The 24,557-nt window shown below is 36.5% G+C and carries 25 protein-coding genes; 10 read left to right on the forward strand and 15 right to left on the reverse strand.

Annotation, left to right across the window (positions count from 1 at the left end):
• Positions 1-167 precede the first annotated feature (167 nt).
• From NHE85_RS06340 to NHE85_RS06375, 8 genes are all read left to right on the forward strand, one after another.
• Positions 168-1,595: a hypothetical protein gene (locus NHE85_RS06340; RefSeq protein ID WP_252810798.1), complete on the forward strand. Its 1,428-nt coding sequence runs from the start codon at positions 168-170 to the stop codon at positions 1,593-1,595.
• An 87-nt stretch (positions 1,596-1,682) separates the two neighbouring features.
• Positions 1,683-3,038, forward strand: coding sequence for a rhodanese-related sulfurtransferase (locus tag NHE85_RS06345; protein WP_252810800.1), 1,356 nt, complete (start codon positions 1,683-1,685; stop codon positions 3,036-3,038).
• A gap of 491 nt (positions 3,039-3,529) precedes the next feature.
• A complete protein-coding gene (locus tag NHE85_RS06350) occupies positions 3,530-4,993 on the forward strand; it encodes a regulatory iron-sulfur-containing complex subunit RicT (protein ID WP_252810802.1) in 1,464 nt (487 codons plus the stop codon).
• Entirely contained in the window at positions 4,950-5,465 is a 516-nt protein-coding gene (locus NHE85_RS06355; protein WP_374676553.1) for a gliding motility lipoprotein GldH, read from the forward strand. Before NHE85_RS06350 ends, NHE85_RS06355 begins: the two co-directional genes overlap by 44 nt.
• Positions 5,466-5,474: 9 nt before the next feature.
• On the forward strand, positions 5,475-7,787 hold the full coding sequence (locus tag NHE85_RS06360) for a penicillin-binding protein 1A (RefSeq protein WP_252810804.1): 2,313 nt from the start codon (positions 5,475-5,477) through the stop codon (positions 7,785-7,787).
• A 65-nt stretch (positions 7,788-7,852) separates the two neighbouring features.
• Positions 7,853-8,554 carry a CoA transferase subunit A gene (locus NHE85_RS06365; protein WP_252810807.1) on the forward strand — a complete coding sequence of 234 codons (702 nt, stop codon included), beginning with the start codon at positions 7,853-7,855 and terminating at the stop codon, positions 8,552-8,554.
• A 41-nt stretch (positions 8,555-8,595) separates the two neighbouring features.
• Complete coding sequence (locus NHE85_RS06370) at positions 8,596-8,943, forward strand: four helix bundle protein (RefSeq protein ID WP_252810808.1); 348 nt, start codon at positions 8,596-8,598, stop codon at positions 8,941-8,943.
• Positions 8,944-8,988: 45 nt separating this feature from the next.
• The gene (locus NHE85_RS06375) at positions 8,989-9,645 is read left to right on the forward strand and encodes a 3-oxoacid CoA-transferase subunit B (protein WP_252810810.1); all 657 of its coding nucleotides are present in this window, start codon (positions 8,989-8,991) and stop codon (positions 9,643-9,645) included.
• Between the two features lie 163 nt (positions 9,646-9,808).
• Here NHE85_RS06375 and NHE85_RS06380 read toward each other — a convergent pair whose 3' ends face one another.
• The 8 genes from NHE85_RS06380 to NHE85_RS06415 all read right to left on the reverse strand — a co-directional run bounded on the left by NHE85_RS06380 (position 9,809) and on the right by NHE85_RS06415 (position 15,757).
• Positions 9,809-11,494, reverse strand: a complete 1,686-nt coding sequence (locus NHE85_RS06380) for an ABC transporter ATP-binding protein (protein WP_252810812.1) — start codon at positions 11,492-11,494, stop codon at positions 9,809-9,811.
• Between the two features lie 72 nt (positions 11,495-11,566).
• Positions 11,567-11,776, reverse strand: a complete 210-nt coding sequence (locus NHE85_RS06385) for a hypothetical protein (protein WP_252810814.1) — start codon at positions 11,774-11,776, stop codon at positions 11,567-11,569.
• Between the two features lie 106 nt (positions 11,777-11,882).
• The gene (locus tag NHE85_RS06390; RefSeq protein WP_252810816.1) at positions 11,883-12,596 is read right to left on the reverse strand and encodes a 3'-5' exonuclease; all 714 of its coding nucleotides are present in this window, start codon (positions 12,594-12,596) and stop codon (positions 11,883-11,885) included.
• 10 nt (positions 12,597-12,606) lie between these two features.
• Positions 12,607-13,815, reverse strand: a complete 1,209-nt coding sequence (locus NHE85_RS06395; protein WP_252810819.1) for a serine hydrolase — start codon at positions 13,813-13,815, stop codon at positions 12,607-12,609.
• 113 nt (positions 13,816-13,928) lie between these two features.
• Positions 13,929-14,402 (reverse strand): methylated-DNA--[protein]-cysteine S-methyltransferase, encoded by a 474-nt coding sequence (locus NHE85_RS06400; RefSeq protein ID WP_252813281.1) that lies wholly within the window; start codon positions 14,400-14,402, stop codon positions 13,929-13,931.
• Between the two features lie 91 nt (positions 14,403-14,493).
• Positions 14,494-14,694, reverse strand: coding sequence for a helix-turn-helix transcriptional regulator (locus NHE85_RS06405; protein WP_252810821.1), 201 nt, complete (start codon positions 14,692-14,694; stop codon positions 14,494-14,496).
• A complete protein-coding gene (locus tag NHE85_RS06410; RefSeq protein WP_252810823.1) occupies positions 14,684-15,160 on the reverse strand; it encodes a hypothetical protein in 477 nt (158 codons plus the stop codon). The genes NHE85_RS06405 and NHE85_RS06410 overlap by 11 nt, the downstream gene beginning before the upstream one ends.
• Before the next feature lie 123 nt (positions 15,161-15,283).
• The gene (locus NHE85_RS06415) at positions 15,284-15,757 is read right to left on the reverse strand and encodes a DUF1573 domain-containing protein (RefSeq protein ID WP_252810825.1); all 474 of its coding nucleotides are present in this window, start codon (positions 15,755-15,757) and stop codon (positions 15,284-15,286) included.
• A gap of 238 nt (positions 15,758-15,995) precedes the next feature.
• Here NHE85_RS06415 and NHE85_RS06420 point away from each other — a divergent pair, with 238 nt between their 5' ends.
• Both NHE85_RS06420 and NHE85_RS06425 read left to right on the forward strand, forming a co-directional pair.
• Positions 15,996-17,288 carry a sensor histidine kinase gene (locus NHE85_RS06420; protein ID WP_374676554.1) on the forward strand — a complete coding sequence of 431 codons (1,293 nt, stop codon included), beginning with the start codon at positions 15,996-15,998 and terminating at the stop codon, positions 17,286-17,288.
• Positions 17,285-17,968 (forward strand): response regulator transcription factor, encoded by a 684-nt coding sequence (locus tag NHE85_RS06425; RefSeq protein WP_252810829.1) that lies wholly within the window; start codon positions 17,285-17,287, stop codon positions 17,966-17,968. The genes NHE85_RS06420 and NHE85_RS06425 overlap by 4 nt, the downstream gene beginning before the upstream one ends.
• A 43-nt stretch (positions 17,969-18,011) precedes the next feature.
• Here the strand turns inward: NHE85_RS06425 and NHE85_RS06430 are convergent, their stop codons facing one another.
• The 7 genes from NHE85_RS06430 to hemF form a co-directional block, all read right to left on the reverse strand.
• Entirely contained in the window at positions 18,012-18,419 is a 408-nt protein-coding gene (locus NHE85_RS06430; protein WP_252810831.1) for a c-type cytochrome, read from the reverse strand.
• Between the two features lie 55 nt (positions 18,420-18,474).
• Positions 18,475-19,470 (reverse strand): porphobilinogen synthase, encoded by a 996-nt coding sequence (hemB, locus tag NHE85_RS06435; protein WP_252810833.1) that lies wholly within the window; start codon positions 19,468-19,470, stop codon positions 18,475-18,477.
• Positions 19,471-19,685: 215 nt separating this feature from the next.
• Positions 19,686-20,144, reverse strand: coding sequence for an IS200/IS605 family transposase (gene tnpA / locus NHE85_RS06440; RefSeq protein WP_252810835.1), 459 nt, complete (start codon positions 20,142-20,144; stop codon positions 19,686-19,688).
• 87 nt (positions 20,145-20,231) lie between these two features.
• The gene (locus NHE85_RS06445; RefSeq protein WP_252810837.1) at positions 20,232-21,176 is read right to left on the reverse strand and encodes a DUF4421 domain-containing protein; all 945 of its coding nucleotides are present in this window, start codon (positions 21,174-21,176) and stop codon (positions 20,232-20,234) included.
• Between the two features lies 1 nt (position 21,177).
• On the reverse strand, positions 21,178-23,061 hold the full coding sequence (locus NHE85_RS06450) for a hypothetical protein (RefSeq protein WP_252810839.1): 1,884 nt from the start codon (positions 23,059-23,061) through the stop codon (positions 21,178-21,180).
• A gap of 2 nt (positions 23,062-23,063) precedes the next feature.
• Positions 23,064-23,609: a hypothetical protein gene (locus NHE85_RS06455; protein WP_252810841.1), complete on the reverse strand. Its 546-nt coding sequence runs from the start codon at positions 23,607-23,609 to the stop codon at positions 23,064-23,066.
• Positions 23,610-23,642: 33 nt separating this feature from the next.
• Positions 23,643-24,545: an oxygen-dependent coproporphyrinogen oxidase gene (gene hemF / locus NHE85_RS06460; protein WP_252810843.1), complete on the reverse strand. Its 903-nt coding sequence runs from the start codon at positions 24,543-24,545 to the stop codon at positions 23,643-23,645.
• Positions 24,546-24,557: the final 12 nt, after the last annotated feature.

Genomic DNA, 24,557 nt, shown 5'->3' on the forward strand with positions numbered 1-24,557 from the left:
GTGGCAATATGAGGATGAGGGTTGTGGATAAGTTTATTTTTGAAAGTACTGTTAAAAAAAATCTTACAAAAAATAATTTATTAAGAAAAATTTAGTAGTTTTAAGCCTAATAAACGTATTCTATCCTAGTTATTATGGCATTTATAAGAGACCTCGCAACACACTTTATGAATAGACAGATTTCTGTAGAAATTGATCCTCTTTTGCTTCCAGATTTGAATACTTTAGATAAAGTGACGACTAGCAGAACAATTAGTATCAACTTATATAAGTTGATATATAGTATAGGAGCTATACAAACCAGAAGATTTGCGCCTTCAAATAGAATGAAATTCTTAGATAAAGCGGATTTGGTTGAGAAAATTTATTCAAACACAAATGAATTTAGAATTAAAATAGCAGAGATTCGACAAGCTACAGGTTCGGAAACTTTAAAAACAATTTCGGAGGATTTTGGGGTTGGAATTTCTGTGGCAATTTCTGAAAAACTTTTTAATATTAAGACTTCTACAATCCAGAGGATTTATGGGAATACTAAACGTCCGGATTGGAAATGTCAGATGGTAGACGATAGAGTTCTAGTTGTCGAATCCAAAGGTGCAATTAGTATTCAAACGTCTAATAGACAACAGGCTAATGCGATTGCGCAAAAAAATAGAGAAACGGGAGATATTAAAGTGGCTTCTCTAACAATTTTGAATGAGGATAGAATTAGTGCCAGTAGATTTATAGATCCTCCTATATCTAATGGTGAAACTTCTCCAATTATGGAAAATCATATTTTAAGAGCGGGTCATTACGCTTCTGTGTTTAGTTTTTTAGGGAATAGTAGATTGAGTAAATATTATTCTCAAATGAGGAAAAGGTTAGAAGGTTCAATTACTTTAACTGAACAAAATTTAAAAAATAGGGACTTTAAAGATTTACTGTTTAACGGTCCTATAGTTAACTATGCTAATAAAAATTTTGTTGGGTCATTTTATAAAATTGGTGGTCAAAAATTTTTATTTGTAGGGATTGATAGAGAATTACTTTCATATGAAGGATTTCTTAATTTTCGAGAGTATGAAGAAGATCTAGATATGGAAAATTCTAACAGCCACTATATTTTATATAAAGACGGTGTCTTAATAATTGAAATAAATGATATTGAACAATATTCAGATATTGTTGATATTCAAACTATAAATAATTATCAAGATAAAATTACAATTAGTGATATTGATGAAATGAATGAACTTTCATTCTCTAAGTTTTTTAAATATATACTTGAAAAGAATCATTTTACTGAAATTACAGATGTGTCATTAAGAAATGATACTGGGGTCGACTTATCGGCAAAATATAATGACATAAAGTGTTTTTTTGAATTTAAAATTTTGAAGAGGAAAAAAATTTCATTGTTAGAATCGAAATTTTTAAACAATCACAACTATGAAAATAGTAAATTGATTTTTATTACGAATGCCATTGTAAATAATAATGATTTAGCTCGTAATTTAAATATCATTATTATTGATAGAAATAAACTCGAATATCTTATTAAAAATAAAACTTCATTACAAGAGATATTAGATTTGCAAAAAAATAATTAAAGTTTAATATAAAAACTCCTACCTTTGCAGCCGGTTCCGCCATTGTGAACCGGTACATACTGAATATCTCACTTAAAATTGTATAGCATGCAACTGTTCAACACTTTAAGCGCAGAAGAAAGAACCGCTCTTATTGAAGAAAGCGGAAAACAGCGCCTTACTCTGTCTTTCTATGCCTACGCCAAAATTTCTGACCCAAAACAATTTCGCGATTCGCTTTTCCTTGCCTGGAACCCTCTGGAGGTATTAGGAAGGATATATGTTGCCACCGAAGGTATTAATGCCCAGCTTTCGCTTCCGGCAGATCATTTCTACGAATTTAAAGACCATTTAGATACTATACCTTTTCTTAACGGCATACGCCTTAACGTTGCTGTAGAACAGGACGACCTTTCGTTTTTAAAGCTTACTATTAAGGTGCGCGACAAAATTGTTGCCGACGGCCTTAACGATGAAACCTTTGATGTAATGAACAAAGGGATTCACCTGCGTGCCAACGACTTCAACAAAATGCTTGAAGACCCTAACACCATAGTGGTAGATATGCGTAACCATTACGAAAGTGAAATTGGCCACTTCCGTGGTGCCATTACTCCGGATGTGGATACTTTCAGGGAATCGCTGCCAATTATAGAAAATCAGCTTGCCGACCATAAAGAAGATAAAAACCTGTTGATGTATTGTACGGGCGGTATCCGCTGCGAAAAGGCATCGGCATTTTTTAAGCACAAGGGTTTTAAAAATGTATATCAGCTTGAAGGCGGTATTATAGAATATACCCGCCAGATTAAAGAAGAAGGGCTGGAAAGCAAATTTATTGGTAAAAACTTTGTGTTTGACCACAGGCTGGGCGAACGCATTACAGAAGATATTGTGTCGCAGTGCCACCAGTGCGGTAAACCGTGCGATAATCATACCAATTGTGCCAATGAGGCTTGCCACCTGCTGTTTATTCAGTGTGATGAGTGCAAGGCTGCGTCAGACAATTGCTGTTCTGAAGCTTGCCAGGATATTTTCCACCTGCCGGAAGAAGAGCAGAGAGCGCTTCGACGTGGTGTTATGAATGGCAACATGATCTTTAAAAAAGGGAAATCTGACCGTTTGAAATTCAAGAAAACAGGCGAGGCAGTATCAGACGTTGCATTGGCATCGGCACCAAAAACCAAAACGGTACGCCCAAGAATTAAAAAAACGCTTGTAGGTAAAGGCGAGCATTATTTTCCTAAAGCAAGTGTGGGCCAGTTTATTATAGAAAATCAGGAGCTTCATGCCGGCGATACAGTTATCATTTCTGGTCCTACCACCGGAGAGCAGCAACTTGTAATAGAACAGATGCGGGTTAACGGTCAGGAAGGTACTGTAGCGGTAAAAGGTGACAGGGTAACCTTTAGCCTGCCGTTCAGGATTCGCCTTTCCGATAAATTGTTTAAAGTAATAGGGTAACTCCTTAATTATATACTACCTGAAAAACCTGCATGAAAGTGCAGGTTTTTTTTGTTTTACTGTACTGTATTAAGGTGTGAGTACACCTTCCTCTCCTGTGGAGGGGTACCCGTAGGGTGGGGTGGTTAATTATTGAGATTGAACCATCCCGGCTTTCAGCCAGCCCTCCAAGGGAGGGGAAACTGAGCATTTGCTTAACACCACGAAGTTTAATGCCTTAGATTTATTCAGGTTTAAGTTATTAGTAAACTTTCCCCTCCTGTGGAGGGGTACCCGCAGGGTGGGGTGGTTAATTAGTGTGATTGAACCACCCCGGCTTTCAGCCAGCCCTCCAAGGGAGGGAAAGGCGTTATAAATCAACCCACTCTGTCTCATTCACACCCCGTCCACAGCGATTAACATCTTTCCGGTAAAAAAATACTATCTTTACCCGCAAAAACGTTTTACGAACAAGTAGCGGTAAGGCCGCGATCTATATATAAACACGAACTATGGCATGTACAAACTGTTCTACGGGATCCAAAGACGGAACACCCAGAGGATGTAAAAATAACGGCACCTGCGGAACGGACAGTTGTAATAAACTAACTGTTTTTGACTGGCTGTCTAATATGAGCCTTCCGGGAGGCGAAGCGCCTTTTGACTGTGTTGAGGTGCGCTTTAAGAACGGACGAAAAGAATTTTACCGCAATAGTGAAAAACTGACTTTAAGTATTGGTGATATTGTTGCTACGGAGGCTTCTCCGGGGCATGATATAGGCATTGTAACCTTAACCGGTGAACTGGTTAAGATTCAGATGAAGAAAAAGAATACTAAAGACAATAGTGAAATAGCTAAAATATACAGAAAAGCGTCTCAAAAAGATATTGATATCTGGAGCGAAGCCCGCGCCAAAGAAGAACCTATGAAGGTTGTGGCAAGGGAAATTGCAATACGCCTTAATCTTGAAATGAAAATATCTGATATTGAATTTCAGGGAGACGGGTCTAAGGCTACATTCTATTATACGGCAAACGACCGTGTGGATTTCCGCCAGCTTATTAAAGATTTTGCACGTGAATTCAGCACCCGTATCGAGATGAAACAGGTAGGCTTCCGCCAGGAGGCTGCACGTTTGGGTGGTATTGGGTCATGCGGGCGTGAGCTTTGCTGCTCTACATGGCTAACCGATTTCAGGAGTGTAAATACTTCGGCAGCGCGTTACCAGCAGTTATCGTTAAATCCGCAAAAACTGGCAGGCCAGTGTGGTAAGCTTAAATGCTGTTTAAATTATGAACTGGATACCTACCTGGATGCGCTGAAAGGTCTGCCGGATATGGATACTAAAGTTTATACCGAAAAAGGCGATGCTGTATGCCAGAAAGTAGATATTTTTAAAGGCCTTATGTGGTTTGCCTATACTAATAATATGGCGCACTGGCACGTGCTTAAAGCAGAGCAGGTAAAGGAAATAATAGAGCTTAATAAACTAAAGCAGCGCGTATCTTCGTTAGAGGATTATGCCGTGGAAGAAGTGGCTCCTGAGGTTGAAAAAACCTTCCAGAATGCTATGGGCCAGGACAGCCTTACGCGTTTTGACACGCCGAAGAAAAAGAAAAGGCCTAACAAAGACAAAAAGCGTGAGCATATTATAGCTAAAAAGGAAGACAGGCCTGCAGGTGAAAAACCTGCAAGTGACAGGAAACCTCATGGCGAAAGGCCCGCAAGGAGTAACAACAGGCCCGAAAGAAACAACGATAATAAGCTGGCAGGTGAAAGAAGGCCTAACACCAGACCTGTAGGCGAAAGAAAACCTAACGAAAGGAATAATAATAACGAAAGGCCTGCCGGAGAAAGGAAGCCTAACGAAAGAAATAACAACCGAAACCATAACAACAGGAATGGCAATAAAAAAAATCCTAACGATAAAAATGGTAACGACAAAAATGCAGGCAGCAACAATCCTGCGGAATAGCCTTATGGCTGCGGGCCTGCTTGTTCTTGTTAGCTCCTGCGATAAAAAAAGGGTATTTGACGAGTATAAGTCTCTGGACGGCAAGTGGAAAAAAAATGATACCATATCATTTAGCTTTGAGCAGAAAGACACCGTGTCAAAATATAACCTGTTTATTAACGTTAGAAATAATAACAGTTATCCGTACAATAACCTGTTTCTTATAGTGCAGCTGCAACAGCCTGATACGAAACTTGTGAAGGTGGATACGCTGGAATATCCTATGGCAAACCCTGATGGCAGCCTTATGGGAGAAGGCTTTACCGATATTAAGGAAAGCAAGTTGTGGTATAAGGAAAATGTAAAGTTTCCTAAGCCCGGCAAATATACCGTTAGCATTCAGCACGCCGTTAGAAAAGGCGGGGAAGTGCCGGGTGTTGAAGAACTGGACGGAGTTACAGATGTAGGTTTCAGGATTGAATCAATTGAATAATAATTAGCAATGGCAGCAAAAAAGAATAATAGCAAAACACCTGATTATTCGAGTTATGTAAAGAAATTCTGGAAGATATTTGGTATAGGCCTTTTATCGGTCTTTCTTTTCTTCCTTTTAGCCTCATGGGGGGTATTTGGCAAAATGCCAAGCTTTGACCAGCTTGAAAACCCCGACTCTAATGTGGCAACAGAAATTATATCTGAAGATGGCGAAACCATAGGTAAGTTTTACCTTGAAAACCGTACGCCTGTAAAATATGCCGATTTGCCTAAATGCCTTGTTGATGCTTTGGTTTCTACCGAAGATGAGCGCTTTTTTGAGCATTCGGGTATAGATACAAGGGGTACGCTAAGGGCTATGGTAACCCTTGGCGCAAGCGGAGGTGCAAGTACTATTACACAACAGCTTGCCAAAAACCTTTTTCATGGCGAGGGGTCTAAAAACCTTTTAATGAGGGTAATTCAAAAAGCTAAAGAATGGATTATTGCAACCAAACTTGAAAGGCAGTATACCAAAGAAGAAATTATTGCAATGTACCTTAATACTGTAGATTTTGTGAACCATGCGGTGGGCATACGTTCTGCATCTAAAGTATATTTTGGTAAAGAACCCAAAGACCTGAAAGTTGAAGAGGCTGCAGTGTTGGTTGGAATGCTTAAAAACCCGTCTTACTTTAACCCAATGAGGGAAAAAAGAAAAGAACTTGTTTTTAACAGAAGAAATACGGTTTTAAGCCAGATGGTTAAAAATGGTAAACTGGAAGAGTCTGTAAAAGTAAAACTGGCTGCACAGCCTGTGAAGACAAATTATAATCCGGAAAGCCATAATGAAGGAGTTGCTACTTATTTCAGGGAGTACCTTAGGGATTACATGAAAAAATGGGTTAAGGATAATCCTAAGGAAGATGGTACTGAATATGATATTTACCGTGACGGTTTAAAAATATATACTACTATAGATTCTAAAATGCAGAAATATGCTGAGGAAGCTGTACATGAACACCTGGCTAACCTTCAGGAAGAATTTTTTATTCAGCAAAAGAAAAATAAAAATGCACCTTTCGTAAATATTTCTGATGATGAAACCCAAAGGATTTTAAGCAGGGCTATGCGTGCTTCTGAGCGCTGGAGGGTAATGAGCGAGCAGGGTATAAGTGAAGATAAGATCATAGCTTCATTTAAAGTTAAAACAGATATGACGGTATTTACCTGGAAAGGTGAACGTGATACTATTATGACCCCGATGGACTCTATCCGCTATTATAAGCATTTCCTGCAAACAGGTTTAATGTCTATGAATCCTCAGGACGGTCATGTTAAAGCGTGGGTAGGCGGTATAGATTATAAGCATTTTCAGTATGACCATGTGGCACAGGGTGCAAGGCAGGTAGGTTCTACTTTTAAACCTTTTGTATATGCAACGGCTATTGAGCAGGTACATATATCACCTTGTGATTCTGTAGTAGATGCTCCTTTTAGCATTCCCAAAGGTAAATATGGCATAGATGCCGACTGGAATCCTCACAACTCAAACGGAAAGTTTCAGGGTGTAGTTACCTATAAATATGCGCTGGCGCACTCTATAAACACTGTATCAGCTAAACTTATAGATAAGGTTGGACCTAAAGCAGTAGTAGATCTTACTAAAAAACTGGGTGTGAGCTCAAGTATTCCTGAACAGCCTGCTATTGCACTGGGAGCAGTAGAAATTACTGTTAGTGACATGGTTGCGGCTTATAGTACATTTGCCAACCAGGGTGTTTACATTAAACCCGTAGTGATTACCAAAATAGAAGATAAGAACGGAATTTTGCTATATCAAAGCCAGACACAGACAAAAGATGTTTTAAGTAAAGATATTGCCTATGCAGTGATAAAACTGCTTGAAGGTGTTACCGAAAGCGGATCTGGAGCTAGGCTTAAATGGGGCGGTGCCGGAGGTACAGGCTATAACCGTATGACGGGTTATCCATATAAAATTGTTAATCCTGTTGCAGGTAAAACAGGTACAACACAAAACCAGTCTGATGGTTGGTTTATGGGTATGGTACCTAATCTTGCCACGGGTGTATGGGTTGGTAATGAAGATCGTTCTGCACACTTCAAGAGCCTTATTTATGGGCAGGGTGCTACTATGGCATTACCAATATGGGGCTTGTTTATGAAAAAGTGCTATGCAGATGATACTATGGTATATAAAATCTCTCAAAAACCATTTGAACGTCCGGCTAATCTTTCTATTCGGGTAGATTGCGCCAAAGCTGTTGTTAAAGACAGTACGAGCACTGACAGCCTCGGATTAGACGAGTTTGATTTTTAATACAAAACGCCTTCTTATGAGGGCGTTTTTTTATATATTTATCCGCGAAAACTAAATTCTGTTGTATGATTAATAAAAAAGTACAAAATGTTGGCGAAGCGCTGCACGATATAAAAGATGGTATGACCATTATGCTTGGCGGCTTTGGGCTTTGCGGTATTCCTGAAAACAGTATTGCCGAACTGGTAAAAAAGGGCACTACAAATCTTACCTGTATTTCTAACAATGCCGGGGTAGATGATTTTGGACTTGGATTACTGCTTCAAAAAAAACAAATAAAAAAAATGATATCGTCTTATGTAGGCGAAAATGCAGAATTTGAAAGACAGATGCTTAGCGGAGAGCTTGAGGTAGAACTTACGCCACAAGGTACCCTTGCCGAAAAATGCCGCGCTGCACAAGCCGGTATTCCTGCTTTTTATACACCTGCGGGTTACGGAACTGAAGTTGCCGAAGGTAAAGAAGCAAGAGAGTTTAATGGCAAAATGCATATAATGGAAGAGGCCTATAAAGCTGATTTTGCTATTGTAAAAGCGTGGAAAGGTGATGAAGCGGGTAACCTGATATTTAAAGGCACTGCCAGAAATTTTAATTCATGTATGGCTGGTGCGGCAAAAATTACCATTGCCGAAGTTGAAGAACTTGTTCCTGCAGGAACACTGGATCCTAATCAGATACATATACCGGGGATATTCGTAAAAAGAATTTTCCAGGGGGAAAAGTATGAGAAAAGAATTGAACAACGAACTGTAAGAAAGCGATCTTAATTAAACAATGTAACAATTGTTTAATGTAGCAATTACTCTGCATGAATAAAGAGAATATTGTAGTAACAAAATCAGTAGAATTTGCTTTAGGGATAATTTCATATTGCGAATTGTTGGAAAGCCATAAAAAATTTATTGTGGCAAACCAGCTTCTTAAATCAGGAACAAGTGTTGGTGCTAATATTCATGAAGCTCAAAATGCTGAAAGCAGAGCAGATTTTATTCATAAGGTAAAAATTGCAGCCAAAGAAATTGAAGAAACTAAATACTGGCTTTTATTATGCGAAAGAGCATCATCCTATCCTTTTGATGAAAGCCTTAAGACCAAAATTAATGAATTGGGATTGATTGTTTATAAAATCCTAAGTACCAGTAAAACTAATATGTAGCAGTGGCAAAATTGGTACATTGTTACATTGATAAATTGATACATTATGTTAGGTAAAGAAGATATAGCGAAACGAATCGCAAAAGAAGTAAAAGACGGTTATTTTGTTAACCTTGGTATTGGTATACCAACCCTTGTAGCCAATTATGTGAGGCATGATATATCGGTAGAATTTCAGAGTGAGAACGGTGTGCTGGGTATGGGTCCGTTTCCGTTTGAGGGTGAAGAAGATGCCGATGTTATAAATGCTGGTAAGCAAACCATTACAACCATGCCGGGAGCATCATTTTTTGACTCTGCAACAAGTTTTGGAATGATTCGAGGGCAACATGTAGATCTTACTATTCTTGGTGCTATGGAGGTTGCTGAAAACGGAGATATTGCCAACTGGAAAATTCCGGGTAAAATGGTAAAAGGTATGGGTGGTGCTATGGATCTTGTAGCTTCTGCTGAAAATATTATTGTGGCTATGATGCACGTAAATAAAGCCGGTGAAAGCAAACTTTTAAAAAGATGCTCATTACCACTTACAGGTGTTGGCTGTGTTAAAAAAGTAGTTACCGAACTTGCTGTTTTAGAAATTGTGCCGGAAGGTTTTAAATTGCTGGAACGTGCACCGGGAGTAACAGTTGAAGACATTAAAAAGGCGACTGAAGGTAATCTTATCATTGAAGGTGATATTCCTGAAATGATTATCGATTAGTCAATTTAGATAGTATAAAATCAAAGCTCTTTCGTAAGGAAGGGCTTTTTTATTGAGTATTTAAAACTTTTGGTAGGTCATTGCGGGGAGGAACGACGAAGCAATCTTTATAGATTGCCACACTACATTACATTTCCCTCTCAATAATGAACTGCGACTTAAACTACGCCTTCGGTATCGCTGCAATCAGTTTCTTAGTATACTCTTTCTGCGGATGCTCATACAATGCATCAGCTTCGTTGATTTCTTCTATCTTACCTTTGTTCATTACCAATACCTGATCGCTCATGTATTTTACAACAGCAAGGTCGTGTGAAATAAAAATGTAAGTGAACCCAAAATTTTCTTTTAGTTCATTCAGCAAATTAAGTACCTGTGCCTGTACGGAAATATCTAATGCTGATACCGACTCGTCGCAAACAATAAGTTTAGGCTGTAAAGCTATGGTACGGGCAATGCCAATACGCTGCCTTTGCCCTCCTGAAAATTCATGAGGATAGCGGTTAAAATGTTCCTCGCCCAAACCAACACGATTAAGTATCTCAATAGTTTTTTCGCGACGTTCTGCATCATTTTTATAAAGCTTATGCACCTGCATCGGTTCCATAATAGCTTTGCCAACGGTAATACGCGGGTTAAGTGATGAGTAAGGATCCTGAAATATAATTTGTATCTCTTTTCGCAATTCCCGAATATCTTTTCCTGAAAGCTTAGTAAGATCTGTACCACGATATAATATGCTGCCTGCGGTAGCCTTATCCAGTTGTAATATAGCATTACCAAGGGTAGATTTACCACAACCCGATTCACCAACTAAGCCCAGTGTTTCACCCTCGTAAATTTTAAAGCTTACATTATTAACAGCTTTAAAATGCACATTTTTACCAAATAATCCGGCTGATGATACATACTCTTTTTCTACATTTTTAACTTCCAGCAACGGCACCTGGCTATAGAGTTCTTCCAGTCGTTTTTCGCGCTGAGCGGGAGTTACTACTTCGGGGTTTACAGTATCTTCAAGATAATCCTGAATAGTGGGCAGTCTTTTAAGGCGTACATCTAATGAAGGCCGTGAACTAATAAGCGCTTTTGTATAAGTATGTTTCGGGTTATGAAAAATTTCGCCGGAGTTACCCTGCTCAACAATTTCGCCACGATACATTACTACTACCCTGTTGGCAATTTCTGATACCAGTGAAAGGTCATGTGAAATGAAAATGATACTCATTTTTGTTTCCTGCTGCAATTCCTTTAATAAGAGTATAATTTCCTTTTGTACTGTTACATCAAGCGCAGTTGTAGGTTCGTCGGCAATAAGTATTTTGGGTTTGCAGGCAATAGCCATAGCAATCATTACACGCTGTTTCTGTCCGCCGGATATTTCGTGAGGGTAACGGTTGTATATCTTTTCAGGTTCAGGCAATTTTACCTTTTCAAAGAGTGAAAGTACCATTGCCTTTATTTCTTTTTTAGATAAAGAAGTATGTTCTGCCAATATTTCTTCAACCTGAAAGCCGCATTTAAGCGATGGGTTTAGCGAACTCATAGGTTCCTGAAATATCATCGCAATATCATTCCCTCTTAATTCCCGAAGTTTCTTTTGGCTCATGGCCGAAATATCCCTGCCGTCAAATTCAATTTTACCCTCTGTTATTGCGAGAATATTTTTGGGAAGCAGTCCCATAACCGCTAAAGAACTAACCGATTTACCCGAGCCCGATTCTCCTACAATTCCCAATATCTCGTTTAGGTTAAGTGTAAACGAGCTGTTTTTAACTATAGGTATCCATTTGCCTTCTTTACGGGCAGCAATAGTAACATGATCTATATGCAGAAGGGAATTGTTCATAAGAATAAAAATACAGATTTTTAGTTTTCAGCAACAGTTTTATAACCGCAAAGCTGAATAATAAAAGTGGACTTAAAGGACTTTCTGTAAATAGAATTTACGTCCGTCTTCAGCTACATGTCCCATATAATCTATTTTTTTAAAAAGCCTGTAATAGAACATATAGGGTTTTAAGTTTTTTGCTACACTGTTTAACGAGATAACAAAATCCTTTAGGTTTGAGCCAAAAACAATTACTTTATTGTCTGTTTGAGCCACGTATAAATTTGGGAAGTCTTTCATCCGGTAAAAATACGGATTTTAATTATGTGATAGTGGAGGTTTGAATTCCGATAATAAGATTATGACTTGCTTATAAGAACTTTAGAATTTGAGCTTCCTACAATTATTATACATGAATAATCTCTTCATCAATAAGCAGGTCTTCACGCCTCATGCGTAGTAGTACCTGCGCTACGGCAATAACATCTTTTTCGCAATAGGTAACAATGCGGTCAATATCTTTTTCAATATGGTAAACATGCCCTACCTGGCTGCCATCTATATCTCCTTTTGGCGAAGGTATGCCCAGTATTTTTGTGAGCAGTTTTAAAGAAGTAAAGCTTTTATAATCGCCAAACTTCCATAGCTCCATAGTATCAAGATGAGGTACTTCCCAGGGTTTTTTGCCAAAAAGGTTGAGTTTTGGCGGCAGGGCAATATTATTAATAATCATACGGCGTGCAATAAAAGGGAAATCAAATTCCTTTGCATTGTGTCCACACATTATGTGCTGCGGCTGGCTGAAATGATTATTAAGCAGGTTATTAAAATCTTTAAGCAGTTTGGCCTCTTCCCCGTGAAAAGATGTAACCCTAAAATGGCGTATGTCGCCCTTAAAAGTAAAATAACCTACAGAAAGACAAATAATTTTACCAAATTCTGCCCAAATACCGGCACGTTCGTAAAACTCTTCGGGTGATTGCCCGTCTTTACGCTGATATTGGGTTTTAAGGTCATAAAGTAACTGTGTTTCTTCATCACAAAGCCCAAAATGAGGTTGTTCCGGTACGGTTTCAATATCAAGGAAAAGCACGTTTTCCAGGTTTATTCTTTCTAGCATTTTTGCTTATTTACTTTTCTTTTCCTTCCGCTTCTTGCTTAGTCATTGGCAATTTGTTGCCTTTGCCTTCATCTGGCTGCATAAGCCCCATCATTTTATAGGCTTCATCTACATATACATAAAAGTCATTGCTATGCGGATCGGTAGTTGTTTGCAGTCCTTTTTTATGGCCTAACCGCACAATAATAATATCATCTTCAGGAATTACTATTACAAACTGGCCAAGATGTCCGCGCAGGTAATACATGTCTTTGTCAAGATAATTATTAAGCCATACACCATACGCATATTGAGGCGATGCCGCAAAACGCAGATGCGTCATTTTTGCAACAGCAGTACTGTCAAGAATCTGCTCGTTATTCCATTTACCGTTATGTTCCAGTAATTTTCCAAAACGGGCAAAGTCGCGCGCATTGCTGGCAATACAGCAATATGATTTTTCTATACCATCAGGATGATCAAGCTGCCATAACGCGTCATTCTCTGCACCCATTGGCTGCCAGAATTTTTGAGAAACGTAGTCAGAAAGTGTTTCTCCTGTAGCTTTAGTAATTACCATTGCCAAAAGCTCTGTAGCCCCGCTTACATATTCAAACTCTTTACCCGGCTGCTTTGTAACTTTTACATTGAGCATGGTTTCTTCAAGATGATCGCCAAAATAAGCACGGGTAGTTATAGAAAATGGGCTGCTGTACTGCTCGCCCCAGTCTAACCCGGTACTCATAGACGATAAATCGCCAACGGTAAGCTGGGCGGCAAGCCCCTTGCTGAATTCAGGAAAATAGTCGCCTACTTTTTGGTCCAGGCTTTTAATTTTGCCTTCCATAATGGCTTTAAACATAGCGGCAGTAACCACTGTTTTTGCCATAGAGAAAGAATTTGATTTAGAGTCTTTTCCGTACCCGTCATAATAGCTTTCATGCCAGATACTGTCATTTTTAATAATCAGGTAGGCTACAGTACCTAATTCTTTATGTACATCTTCAAGCCTTTGGGTGGCTTTTACTTTATTATAATTTTTATGTATTGCCCAGGGCTGTCCGGTACCTTTTTTAATAACCCTGTTATCAAAATGGGTGTAATCGTCAAGATAAGCAGTAGTTTTGCCATGAAAGTAAACAACACGAACGGCTTTTATAAGATAATCTACATCAAAAATGTACATTAATACTACAATGGCTGTGATAATACCCACCAGCCAGATGAGAAATTTTTTCATAATGATAGGTTAGGACTCGTTATGACGAATTTACATAAAAATGTTTTATGAATAGAAGTATTTTCTGTAAGCTGTACCAATAGCAGTTATGCTGATTGGAAGTAGAGGGTAAACTAAAAGAGGCTTTGCTGAACAGGAGGAGTTTCATGTTCCAGCAGCCATTTTTTACGCCACAGGCCTCCGGCATATCCGGTAAGCGAGCCATCCGAACCTATAATCCTGTGGCAGGGTACAACTATCCACAAAGGATTTTTTCCATTGGCAGAAGCTACAGCTCGTATTGCTTTTATATCGCCAAGTTTTACAGTCAGCTCCTGATACGAAGCAGTTTTACCATAAGGAATATCTAATAACGCCTTCCATACTTTTTTCTGAAAATCGGTTCCCTGCGGGTTCATTCTGAAATCAAAATTTTTGCGGGTGCCAATAAAATAGTCTTCTAATTGTTTTGCTGCAGCCTGCAATATAACCGGGATTTCAGCAGATACAGGCACTTCATCATTCAGCACATGTATTTTTGCAATACCGTTTTCATCACCTTCAATGAAAGCGATTCCCAATGGTGTTTGTATATAAGCCTGTTGCATAAGTGTAAAGATACCTGCTTTTTCCATAATAAAAAAAATAACCATCTTCCAGGATAAAAGATGGTTTATATATTATAAAACGTATTGTAAATTAATCTGTCTCTTCAAGTTCAAATATCTCATTTACCGGTTTGTTAAATAGCTTTGAGAGTTTTAATGCAAGAACGGTTGAAGGTACATATTTACCTGATTCCATAGCGTTAATGGTCTGTCGGCTTACACCGATACGTTCGGCCAGGTCCTGCTGGGTGAGGTTAAATATGGCACGCTGTACTTTTATGTTATTCTTCATCTGGGCGGGTATTATAAAAACGGTACATTCTATAACGGAAAAGTACAATAAAAATAAGCAGCTGCAATAACAATGCTACCATCATGACATCTAGAAAAGCCATTCCGTAGATGAACATATAACAGAACAATATGATACCATAATTTATAATGGTTGACCATACAAGGCTGTGCAGCCTTATTGACGCTACCATTTCGTCTTCATGTTTTTCTTTGGAAAAAGCATAAGTAATGCCTGAAGGTATTGCGATAAGCATAAGCAATTCATCGGTTATGCTTTCTTCTATAACCTTAAAAAACATATAATCCAGACTTTTTTCCTGGCCTATAATGGCAAATACAAAAGACCTTATTTCAAAATACCCTTGGTCGAAAGAAAAAACTACTACTAAACCGATAAAACTTAAAAGAAAAAGGATCCCGCTAACAGTCTTCCATTTATGCGGGAACAAATAATTTGTTTTCATGATGATTGATTTAAAGCTGAAGCAAATGTAAAGTAAAATTTCCAATATGACAAATAAACTTTACATTTTGTAAAACAAAAAAACCATCAGCAATGTGATGGCTTTATTATAGTAATTTATTAATTACTGGTTTGTAGCAGGCGTAGCCGGTGCAGCAGGTGCAATTACTTTACCTTTAATGCTAAGAATTTTATTAACATCGCTGTCGTTTGTAGTAACAGTAATGTTTTTAGAGAAGCTTCCCGGGTTAGCAGCGTTGTATGTAGCAGTTACGTTTGCACTTTCTCCCGGTTTAATTGGAGTTTTAGTGTAGTTAGTAGCTGTACACCCGCAAGATGCTTTAACGTTTGTAATAAGGATAGTTTGCTTTGTAGTGTTTTTAAAAGTAAACTCGTGAGAAACCGGTTTTCCTTTTTCTATATCACCAAAGTTATATGAATCTTCTTTCCATGTTACTCCTGATGGAGTCATGTTTTTTGGAGCATCCTGAGTAGCAACAACAGGTTTTTTAGCAGTTGTCTGCTGAGCAGAAGCGCCCTGAGAAACAAAGAATAAAGCTCCTACAAGAGCAAGGGCAGAAAGTTTTAAAGTTTTCATAATATAAAACAGTTAATATTAGTTAATAAATTTTTTTCGTTTTCAATAACACAAATATATTCAGTAAAGTTTACAAATTTGTTAATCGGTTTCAAAGTATTGTTAATGACTTGTTAATAGTCTGTAAATTAGCTATTTTATTTGCACACCAAACTAATTTTATATCGTGGCGGTTATTACCGCTAAATTTGAATGACAATACCGGTTAAGCTTTCGGGTTAAGGGTATTACAAATACTATGCTACAATTGAAAATTAAATTTAATACACTTAATATAATTGTTTTTATTGGCCTGCTGGCAATTGTAGGAGTGCTTACTATGCAGCTGCTCATGCTTAACCAGGCTTATACTTTTGAGAAGAAAGAGCTAGGCGAAAAAATTCATTTTGCACTGCAGGATGTGGTAAACAAAATTTACCGCGACAATAATAATGAGCTGCCTAATGCCAGTCCTATTAAAAAGGTGTCTGAAGATTATTATGTGGTTAATGTAGATGATGTGTTTGAGGCTGAAGTACTGGAATATTATCTTGAAGGTGAGTTTGAAAAGGTGAAGCTGGATATGGATTATGAATATGCGATATACGATTGCGCATCTGACGAAATGATGTACGGGAAGTATATAAGCGCTTCAGGAAAATCTAAAAACGATAAGCTTAAATGTGAAAACTGCTTTACAAAACGTGAAGGCCTTGTTTATTATTTTGCAGTGCGTTTTCCTCAGTTGCGTTATAGCTATATAAATTCACTACAGCAATACTGGATATATACCGGAGTTTTGTTTTTGGTACTGGTTATTTATGTGTACTCTGTTTTTCTGCTTTTAAAGCAAAAAAAATACACTGAACTGCAAAAAGACTTTATTAATAATATGACACATGAATTTAAAACTCCCCTTTCGTCTATACTAATTGCGTCTAATTATGCCGTTAAGCAGGAGGCTATAGAAGCAAACCCCAAGCTTAATAAATACCTTAAAATTATTATAGAGCAAAGCAACAAGCTTAACCAGCATATCGAACGAATACTTTCTGTAGCTAAAACTGAATCGAGCCTGGTGGTGCTTGAAAAAAAAGATTTTGATGTTGTTGAAACGTTGGATCTGGTAAAAGAAAACATAATGCTTAAGTTTGAAAATGCCAGAGTAATACTTCATAGTGCTAAGCTGGAATATATAATTAAAGCCGATGAATTTCATTTTTATAATATAGCATATAATATAGCAGAGAATGCAGTAAAATATGGTAAGGATAATCCTGAAATAGTTATTGATATTGCAGAACAGGGTAAAGGGCTGGCATTGCGTTTTACCGATAACGGGCCGGGCATACACCCTGATCATATCGATTATGTTTTTGACCGTTTTTACCGCATACCAAGACCCGATACCCAAGAGATAGAAGGTTTTGGTATAGGACTTTTTTATGTGAAAAAGATATGCGAACTTCACGGATGGAAAATCAGCATTCATAATAATGAAGGTAATGGAGTAACCATAACCATTTATATTCCTAAACGAAACATAGTATGAGCCGAAAGAGGATATTATATGTAGAAGACGATAAAACCCTCGCATTTCTTACAGCCGATAATCTTGAGCAGTATTATGAGGTAGTGCATTTTGCCAATGGAACCGAAGCATTTGAAGCATTTAAAATACAGGAATTTGATTTGTGTATTCTGGATGTTATGCTGCCGGGCATGGATGGCTTTGAAATAGCGTCGGCTATTCGCGAGCGTGACATAGCAATACCTATTATTTTTCTGTCGGCAAAAACGCTTAAAGAAGATCGTATAAAAGGGCTTAAACTTGGAGCTGATGATTATCTTATAAAACCCTACAGTATAGAAGAGCTTATACTAAAAATTGAAGTATTTCTGCAACGCAGCCATAAAATAGCTCCCACAAAAAATACTACATGCACTATAGGTTCTTTTATTTTTGATCCTGAAAATTATGTAGTAATAAAAGGCGACGAAAGAACCAGCCTTACCGAAAGAGAATCGGCATTATTAAAGCTGTTTATAGATAATAAGAATACCATACTTAAACGCGAAAATATACTTACTGCACTTTGGGGTACAGATGATTATTTTATGGGGCGTAGTATGGATGTGTTTATTTCCCGCCTTCGAAAAATATTCAAAGAAGACGAAAGTATTCGTATAGAGAATATTCCCAGGATAGGGTTTAAGCTTGTGGCACCCTGATTAGTTTAGTTTACAGTCACAAACTGAACGGACAACTGCAGAACTATTTTTTAAGATGGCTATAAAAATAATCTTCGAGTCCTTTTAATTCTTCGTCGGTAAAATTTTTAGTGATAGCAAAATTGGTTTTCATAACTTCATATTGCGATGGGTCAACCAAAGGCTCTCCTTCACCTTTAAGAAATTGTACCATATCGGCATTTTTCTCTTTGTATATTTTCGCAATTTCCGTTACGCTTGGGCCAATAATTTTCTGATCGGGTTTATGGCATGAAAAACAATTGCCTTTACCATCAAATATTTCCTCTCCTGTTTTTTCAGAAGGAGTAAGGGTAGAGGCAGTACCTTCAGTAACTGTTTCAGATGACGGATAAAGTGTTTCCTTTTTTTCTTCTTTTTTACATGAAAAAAGCGACAGTGCAACAATAGCGATAAGCAGTTTTAGTTTCATTTTAATTTTTTTACAAAGGTAAAATTGCCCCTTAATTATAAAGGGGCATTGTAAATTATTTGTTTAATATAATAGCAGCTTCTTTGGCAAAGTAAGTAGATATAATATCTGCGCCGGCACGTTTAATACAGTGCAGCTGTTCTATCATAATTTTATCGTGGTCAAGCCAGCCCTTTTCAGCTGCTGCTTTTATCATGGCATATTCTCCTGATACATGATAAACAGATACAGGTACATTAACTGCATTTTTTACCTCCCTGACAATGTCAAGATAAGCAATCCCCGGTTTTACCATTACAATATCCGCACCTTCTTCTACATCATGCAAAGCTTCTTTAATGGCTTCTATACGATTGGCATAATCCATCTGATAGGTTTTTTTGTCTTTCGGAACTTCTATTCCCGAATCTTTTGGTGCACTGTCAAGCGCATCACGAAAAGGCCCGTAAAAAGACGAAGCATATTTAGCACTATAGCTCATTATGCCTACATTATGATATCCGTTTTCTTCCAGTGCCTTACGTATGGCAAGTACGCGCCCGTCCATCATGTCGCTCGGGGCAACAAAATCGGCACCTGCAGCAGCATGGCTAAGGCTCATACGGGTAAGTGCATCTACTGTAGCATCATTTATTACTTCGCCATTTTCTATAATACCGTCATGTCCGTAAATAGAATAAGGATCCAGAGCAACATCGGGCATAATAATCATTCCCGGAACAGCATCTTTAATGGCTTTAATTGCCTGCTGCATTAGGCCGTCTTTATTCCATGCTTCTTTACCGGTGTTGTCTTTAAGTTTATCATCTACTTTTACATAAATATTTACCGCTTTTATGCCAAGGCTCCAAAGTTCTTTTACTTCTTTTACCGTAAGATCTATCGAACGGCGAAAGATTCCGGGCATAGATGGAATAGGTATTTCTACATTTGTGCCTTCGGCAATAAACATAGGAAACATAAAATCGTTTGGTGTAAGTATAGTTTCGCGAACTAATGAACGAATGGAGTCGTTTGTACGAAGCCTGCGGTTTCTTTGATGTGGAAACATAATTTTTATATTGTTCCTCTTATGAGGAGATTGTTATTTTATATGTCGCTCCTCCGGAGCTTTTCTGTTTTGTATTATATTGTTGCTATAGATATGACGTCCCTCCGGGACTTTCTTTCATTTAAAATGGTTATGATTTTATTGAGCTTCGGAGAAGCGTAATATTTATAGTAAATAAATAAGGCAATGATATTAAGCTCCGGAGGAGCGGCATATCATACATTTTCAAAAATGAATTCATTTTTAAAATCTACATTATATAATTTCAGGAATTCAATATATTCCTCCCTGAATGTTTTTGTTTTATGATGCTCTTCCTGATTTTGAATGTAACTTATAACGTTTGGTAACTGGGAATAGCTGTAAGAAAAAGCGCCAAATCCCTGCTGCCATTCAAATTTACCGGCAATCCATTTTTTGTCATTTATAAATTTAGAAGAATTTGCTTTTATATCCCGCACAATATTAGACAAAGTAGCTGTTGGTTTTAATCCAATAAAGATATGTATATGGTCAGCCATTCCATTTATAGCAAGTAATTTTTGACCTTCATTAGTGATTATACCCGTTATGTATTTATATAATTCATCTTTCCAGTTTTTAGAAATCAAATTATTTCTGCCTTTAACAGCAAAAACAATATGAATGTATATTTGAGAATAGGTATCTGCCATTTTATATGTTGCTCCTACTGAGCTTTTTCTGATTCTGTTTTAAAGATTCTAAATATGATTTCCCTCCGGGATTTATAAACTGCAAACTTATAACTTACCCTTAATCTTCTCTTTCTCTTTCGTTAAAAATTCAGGCGCATCAAACCGGTAACCAAAAAATGCAGTAACATAGCTTATGTTATCGCCCATAGTTACATTGCTGTCGGCGGTATGGCTTGAGGCAATACCTTTAGAAAAAACGCCGCCATAAAAAGTGTCTGAGTTATAACCTAATGAAAGTGTTGCCGAAGCCTGCGTTAAAAGCGAAGTAGTATTTACATCATCATCAACCGTTTTTGTAAATCCTGCGCCAATAGAAAGTCCTGCTGCCACAAGAAATTTTTTGGCAATTACCCAGTTATAGCTGTAACCGGGAGCAAGAGCAACATCTATAAAGTAAACTTTCCCATTTATATCTTCTGATTTATCTCCTTTTAGTTCAGTGTAATAATAAGACAGCGCAGGTATAAAACTTCCGGCACTTTTAAGTTGTCTTTCGCTTTGAAAACTTTGGGCATTAATTGAAAACTTGTCGTTGAATATATAAGATGTGCTTCCACCTAGTTTCATGGTTTTCATTTTTGACAGGTACACATTGGCACCGGCTGTTTCCAGTGTCATGCCTTTTTGGTAGATGTAATCAAAATGCTGTGCCCATTTTCCGGGAAACAGACTAAGACTAAAAGAGGTCATCTTAGAATTCTCATTGTTCTTATTGTCGCTAAAGAACTTTGGTGCAAAGCCTACACTAAAAAACAGTATATCATACTGAACCGCTACGCCCAGAGTTGTTTTACTATTAGGTTCAAGATTTACCGAAACCCCCTGGTCTTTATAATCAAGGGTAAAATCGTTAGAGGTGTTTAATACAAACAGCTGCGTTGCTATTTTGTCAGGGAATTTTTCAATATAAGTATTCCTGAGGCTGTCGGTTTGTGCAAAACAACCGCTGCCTGTAAACAATGCTGCTGCTATGTATTTTTTTATGCCCAATTTAATTTCTAAATATAACCGTAGTGATTATAATGATTGACATAATTACAAGTAAATAAATTGAAAACCATTTTAATACTTTTAATGTGTTTTCTTTTTTATAAAGAAAATGTCTTAATAAGACTAAAAAAGAACATAAAATGACAAACATTGTTATAAAAGTTAGAAACTTAAATTCAAATTTCTCAGTGCTTTGTGCAGTTGTCACTCCAGAAAAGAGTAATGCAATAATAGCAGAAAAAATACCAAGTAATTCAATGTTTTTTACTTTATTATTCTCAGATTCTTTTTCTTGGATTGTTAATTTTCTATCTAATCTTTCAAATAAAGAAGAAAATGTATAAAGGTTATTAATTTGATTTTTAGTTGCAATCACTATATTGTCTAATAAATCAATTTCCTTCAACAATTCTGAATAATTTAGTGGTAAAGAAAATGTAGAGGGAGAAAAAACCTGTATCTCTTGTGATAATGCAAGGTGTTTTATTTGACATTCTTCAAATGGTAGTTGGTATGAATAATAAAAATGATTTTTACACCAATGTAAAGCACTTCTATATTTATTAGTTACCTGTTCAAGATGTTTATTAGCTGTTTCGATTTTATAAATTATATCTTGATCAATTTCAACATTATCTTTTACAAAATTTACAAGATAGTCGATGTAGTCTACAATAAAAAATGCTACTTTTTTATAAGGAAAAAAATTACTAATTACAGATTGAGATTGAATAAGGTCAATTTTTTCCTGTTCTCGTTGTATAAATTCTTCAAAATCAAATGAGAGTGAAATTTTCTCTTTTTCATTTTCCACTGAAAGAGAGAGAATATTATTTTTATGATAGTTTTCAGAAATTTTCTTAGCAAAAGAATTAAATGAACTTTGATTTGTAACTATTTTATCAAAATTTATATTCTGGAGACTAGAAATATTTTTAGAAACGTCTTTCGCATGTTTTATTGCTTTATGATTATTCCAATAAGTATCGAGATTAATACCAGAAAAAGATAATAATTCACGAATGTAAATTTCATTTTGTTCAGATAAAAAATGCTTCTGAGAATATTTATCCCATAATTGATAAATAGTTGTTATGAATGGATGTTTGTCAAGAGAAAATGAATTTTCTTCTCCCAATAAAACATAATAATGATTTTGAGATGTAGGGTCTTGATATTTTCGGATAATTAGCTTTCTGATTAAAAAAGTATTTTTGTCAAGGAGTAAATATAAAATGGTTTTTATATCATCATCTTCATATGGGTAATCACTCTCGCCATGTTTGAGGGTATATTTTGTTTTTAATAATTTCTGTAAATCATTATCACTATTTCTTAATGTAAATTCTTTTCGGGATAAGAATAAATTTTCGGTAAATATCTTAACAAGAATTTTTTCAAGGGATTTGTTAGTTAGCTCGGTTAATATATCTTGAGCTGTATTTGAAAGGTCAATTACAAAATTTTTATTCCTTTGGGGTTCTGAGAAAATACGATGAATATATTTTGCTGTATTTATATATTCAATAACGCATGCTTTAAAAGCATATAATATTTTTAAGTTAATTAAAAAATCGCTGTATCTTCCCTCTTCATTTAAATCACTAATAAATGAAGTGTTTGGTACATCATAGAATGATTCGATTAATGTCTTTACTTTTTCACAAACTTCATGAAAATTGTCATTAATATATTCTCCTTCAAGAACCGAATAATTTAGTTTTTTGAATAAGTCTATTTGAATTTCTTCAACTTTGGCAATTATATCACTACTGAAATTCTCATAACGAATATCAGGATCGGTTTCAGTGATTGAAGTGTAAATGTTTTGAGTAAGATTTTTACAATCATCAATTTTACTAAGTATTAACTGTAAAAATCTCATTTTTAAATAAAATTTAAATTTACAATTTTTAAATCACTAATAATTGCTTCAGGAGGAATTGGCTCAGAGAATTTACCTTTGTGAATAGCTAGATTATAATATTTTTTCCAACTATTCCAAGTATGTGTTAATGAAACTAAAGACCCTGCATTAGCTACTATTAATCGAGGTTCAAATTTTTTTAGAAGGTCAATAGAATATATAATTGAAGTTTTTAATGGTTCTTCAATGAAAGGAACCGAAGTATTATCATTAAAGATTAATTTATCACCTTGAAAATAAAATTGATCAAAGTCTGTAGTCCTTTTGTATTCATCATATATGGTTGTTTCGACTGGTCCAAAAGGCATAGCTACAAATTTATTTTTATATAATAAATCTGCATTATTCTCACTATTAATTGCAACAACAAAAAAATGTAACTTAATTAATTTTAGAATAGTGAAATCATTAATGTCGTTGAAGTCACTTATAGAAACATTTTTTTCTTGTGCATACCAATTTCTAAGCTCAAAAACAATATTTTTAAAGATGTCTATTGTTTCCATAAATTCATTTGGTTATTTGTAAAAGTAATAAATTTATACCCAATCTACCGGATTTGCTAATATTTTTATTAGTCGTTCTTCTTCACTTCCTTCTGCCGGATGATGGTCGTACACCCATTGAACATGAGGTGGAAGACTCATTAATATACTTTCCATACGGCCGTTGGTTTTCAACCCGAAAAGCGTGCCTTTATCATGTACCAGATTAAATTCTACATAACGTCCGCGTCGGATTTCCTGCCAAGTACGGTTTTCATCATTATATGGAATATCTTTTCTTCTTTCAACAACAGGCACATAAGCTTCCAGGAAACTATTGCCAACTTCGGAAACAAAGCTGTACCAGTTTTCCATAGAGAACTCTTCGGTAGCTTTGCAATGATCAAAAAATAATCCACCAATACCACGTCCTTCATTGCGATGAGCATTCCAAAAGTATTCGTCGCATTGTTTTTTAAATTTACTATAAAATTCCGGATTATGTTTATCGCAGGCTGTTTTACACGTTTGATGGAAGTGTTTTGCATCTTCATCGAATAAGTAATACGGAGTAAGATCCTGCCCACCTCCAAACCAGCTGTCAACTACATTACCTTCTTTATCATACATTTCAAAATAACGCCAGTTGGCATGCACCGTTGGCACAAACGGATTTCTAGGATGTATAACAAGGCTTAATCCACAGGCAAAAAAATCTACATCGCCAACATTAAAGTACGCCTGCATAGCTTTTGGCAAGGGGCCATGCACCGCAGAAATATTTACACCGCCTTTTTCAAACACTGCTCCGTTTTCTATAACGCGTGTACGGCCTCCGCCGCCTTCGGCGCGTTCCCATATATCTTCTCTAAATTTTGCAGTGCCATCTACCGCTTCCAGTTTTGACGTTATGGTATCCTGTAATTGCTGTATGTATTGGTAAAATTTATTTTTCATTGTTGTTATTGG

Origin of the sequence: Flavobacterium sp. NRK1 (assembly GCF_024054175.1) — a bacterium.
GTDB lineage: Bacteria > Bacteroidota > Bacteroidia > Flavobacteriales > Flavobacteriaceae > Flavobacterium.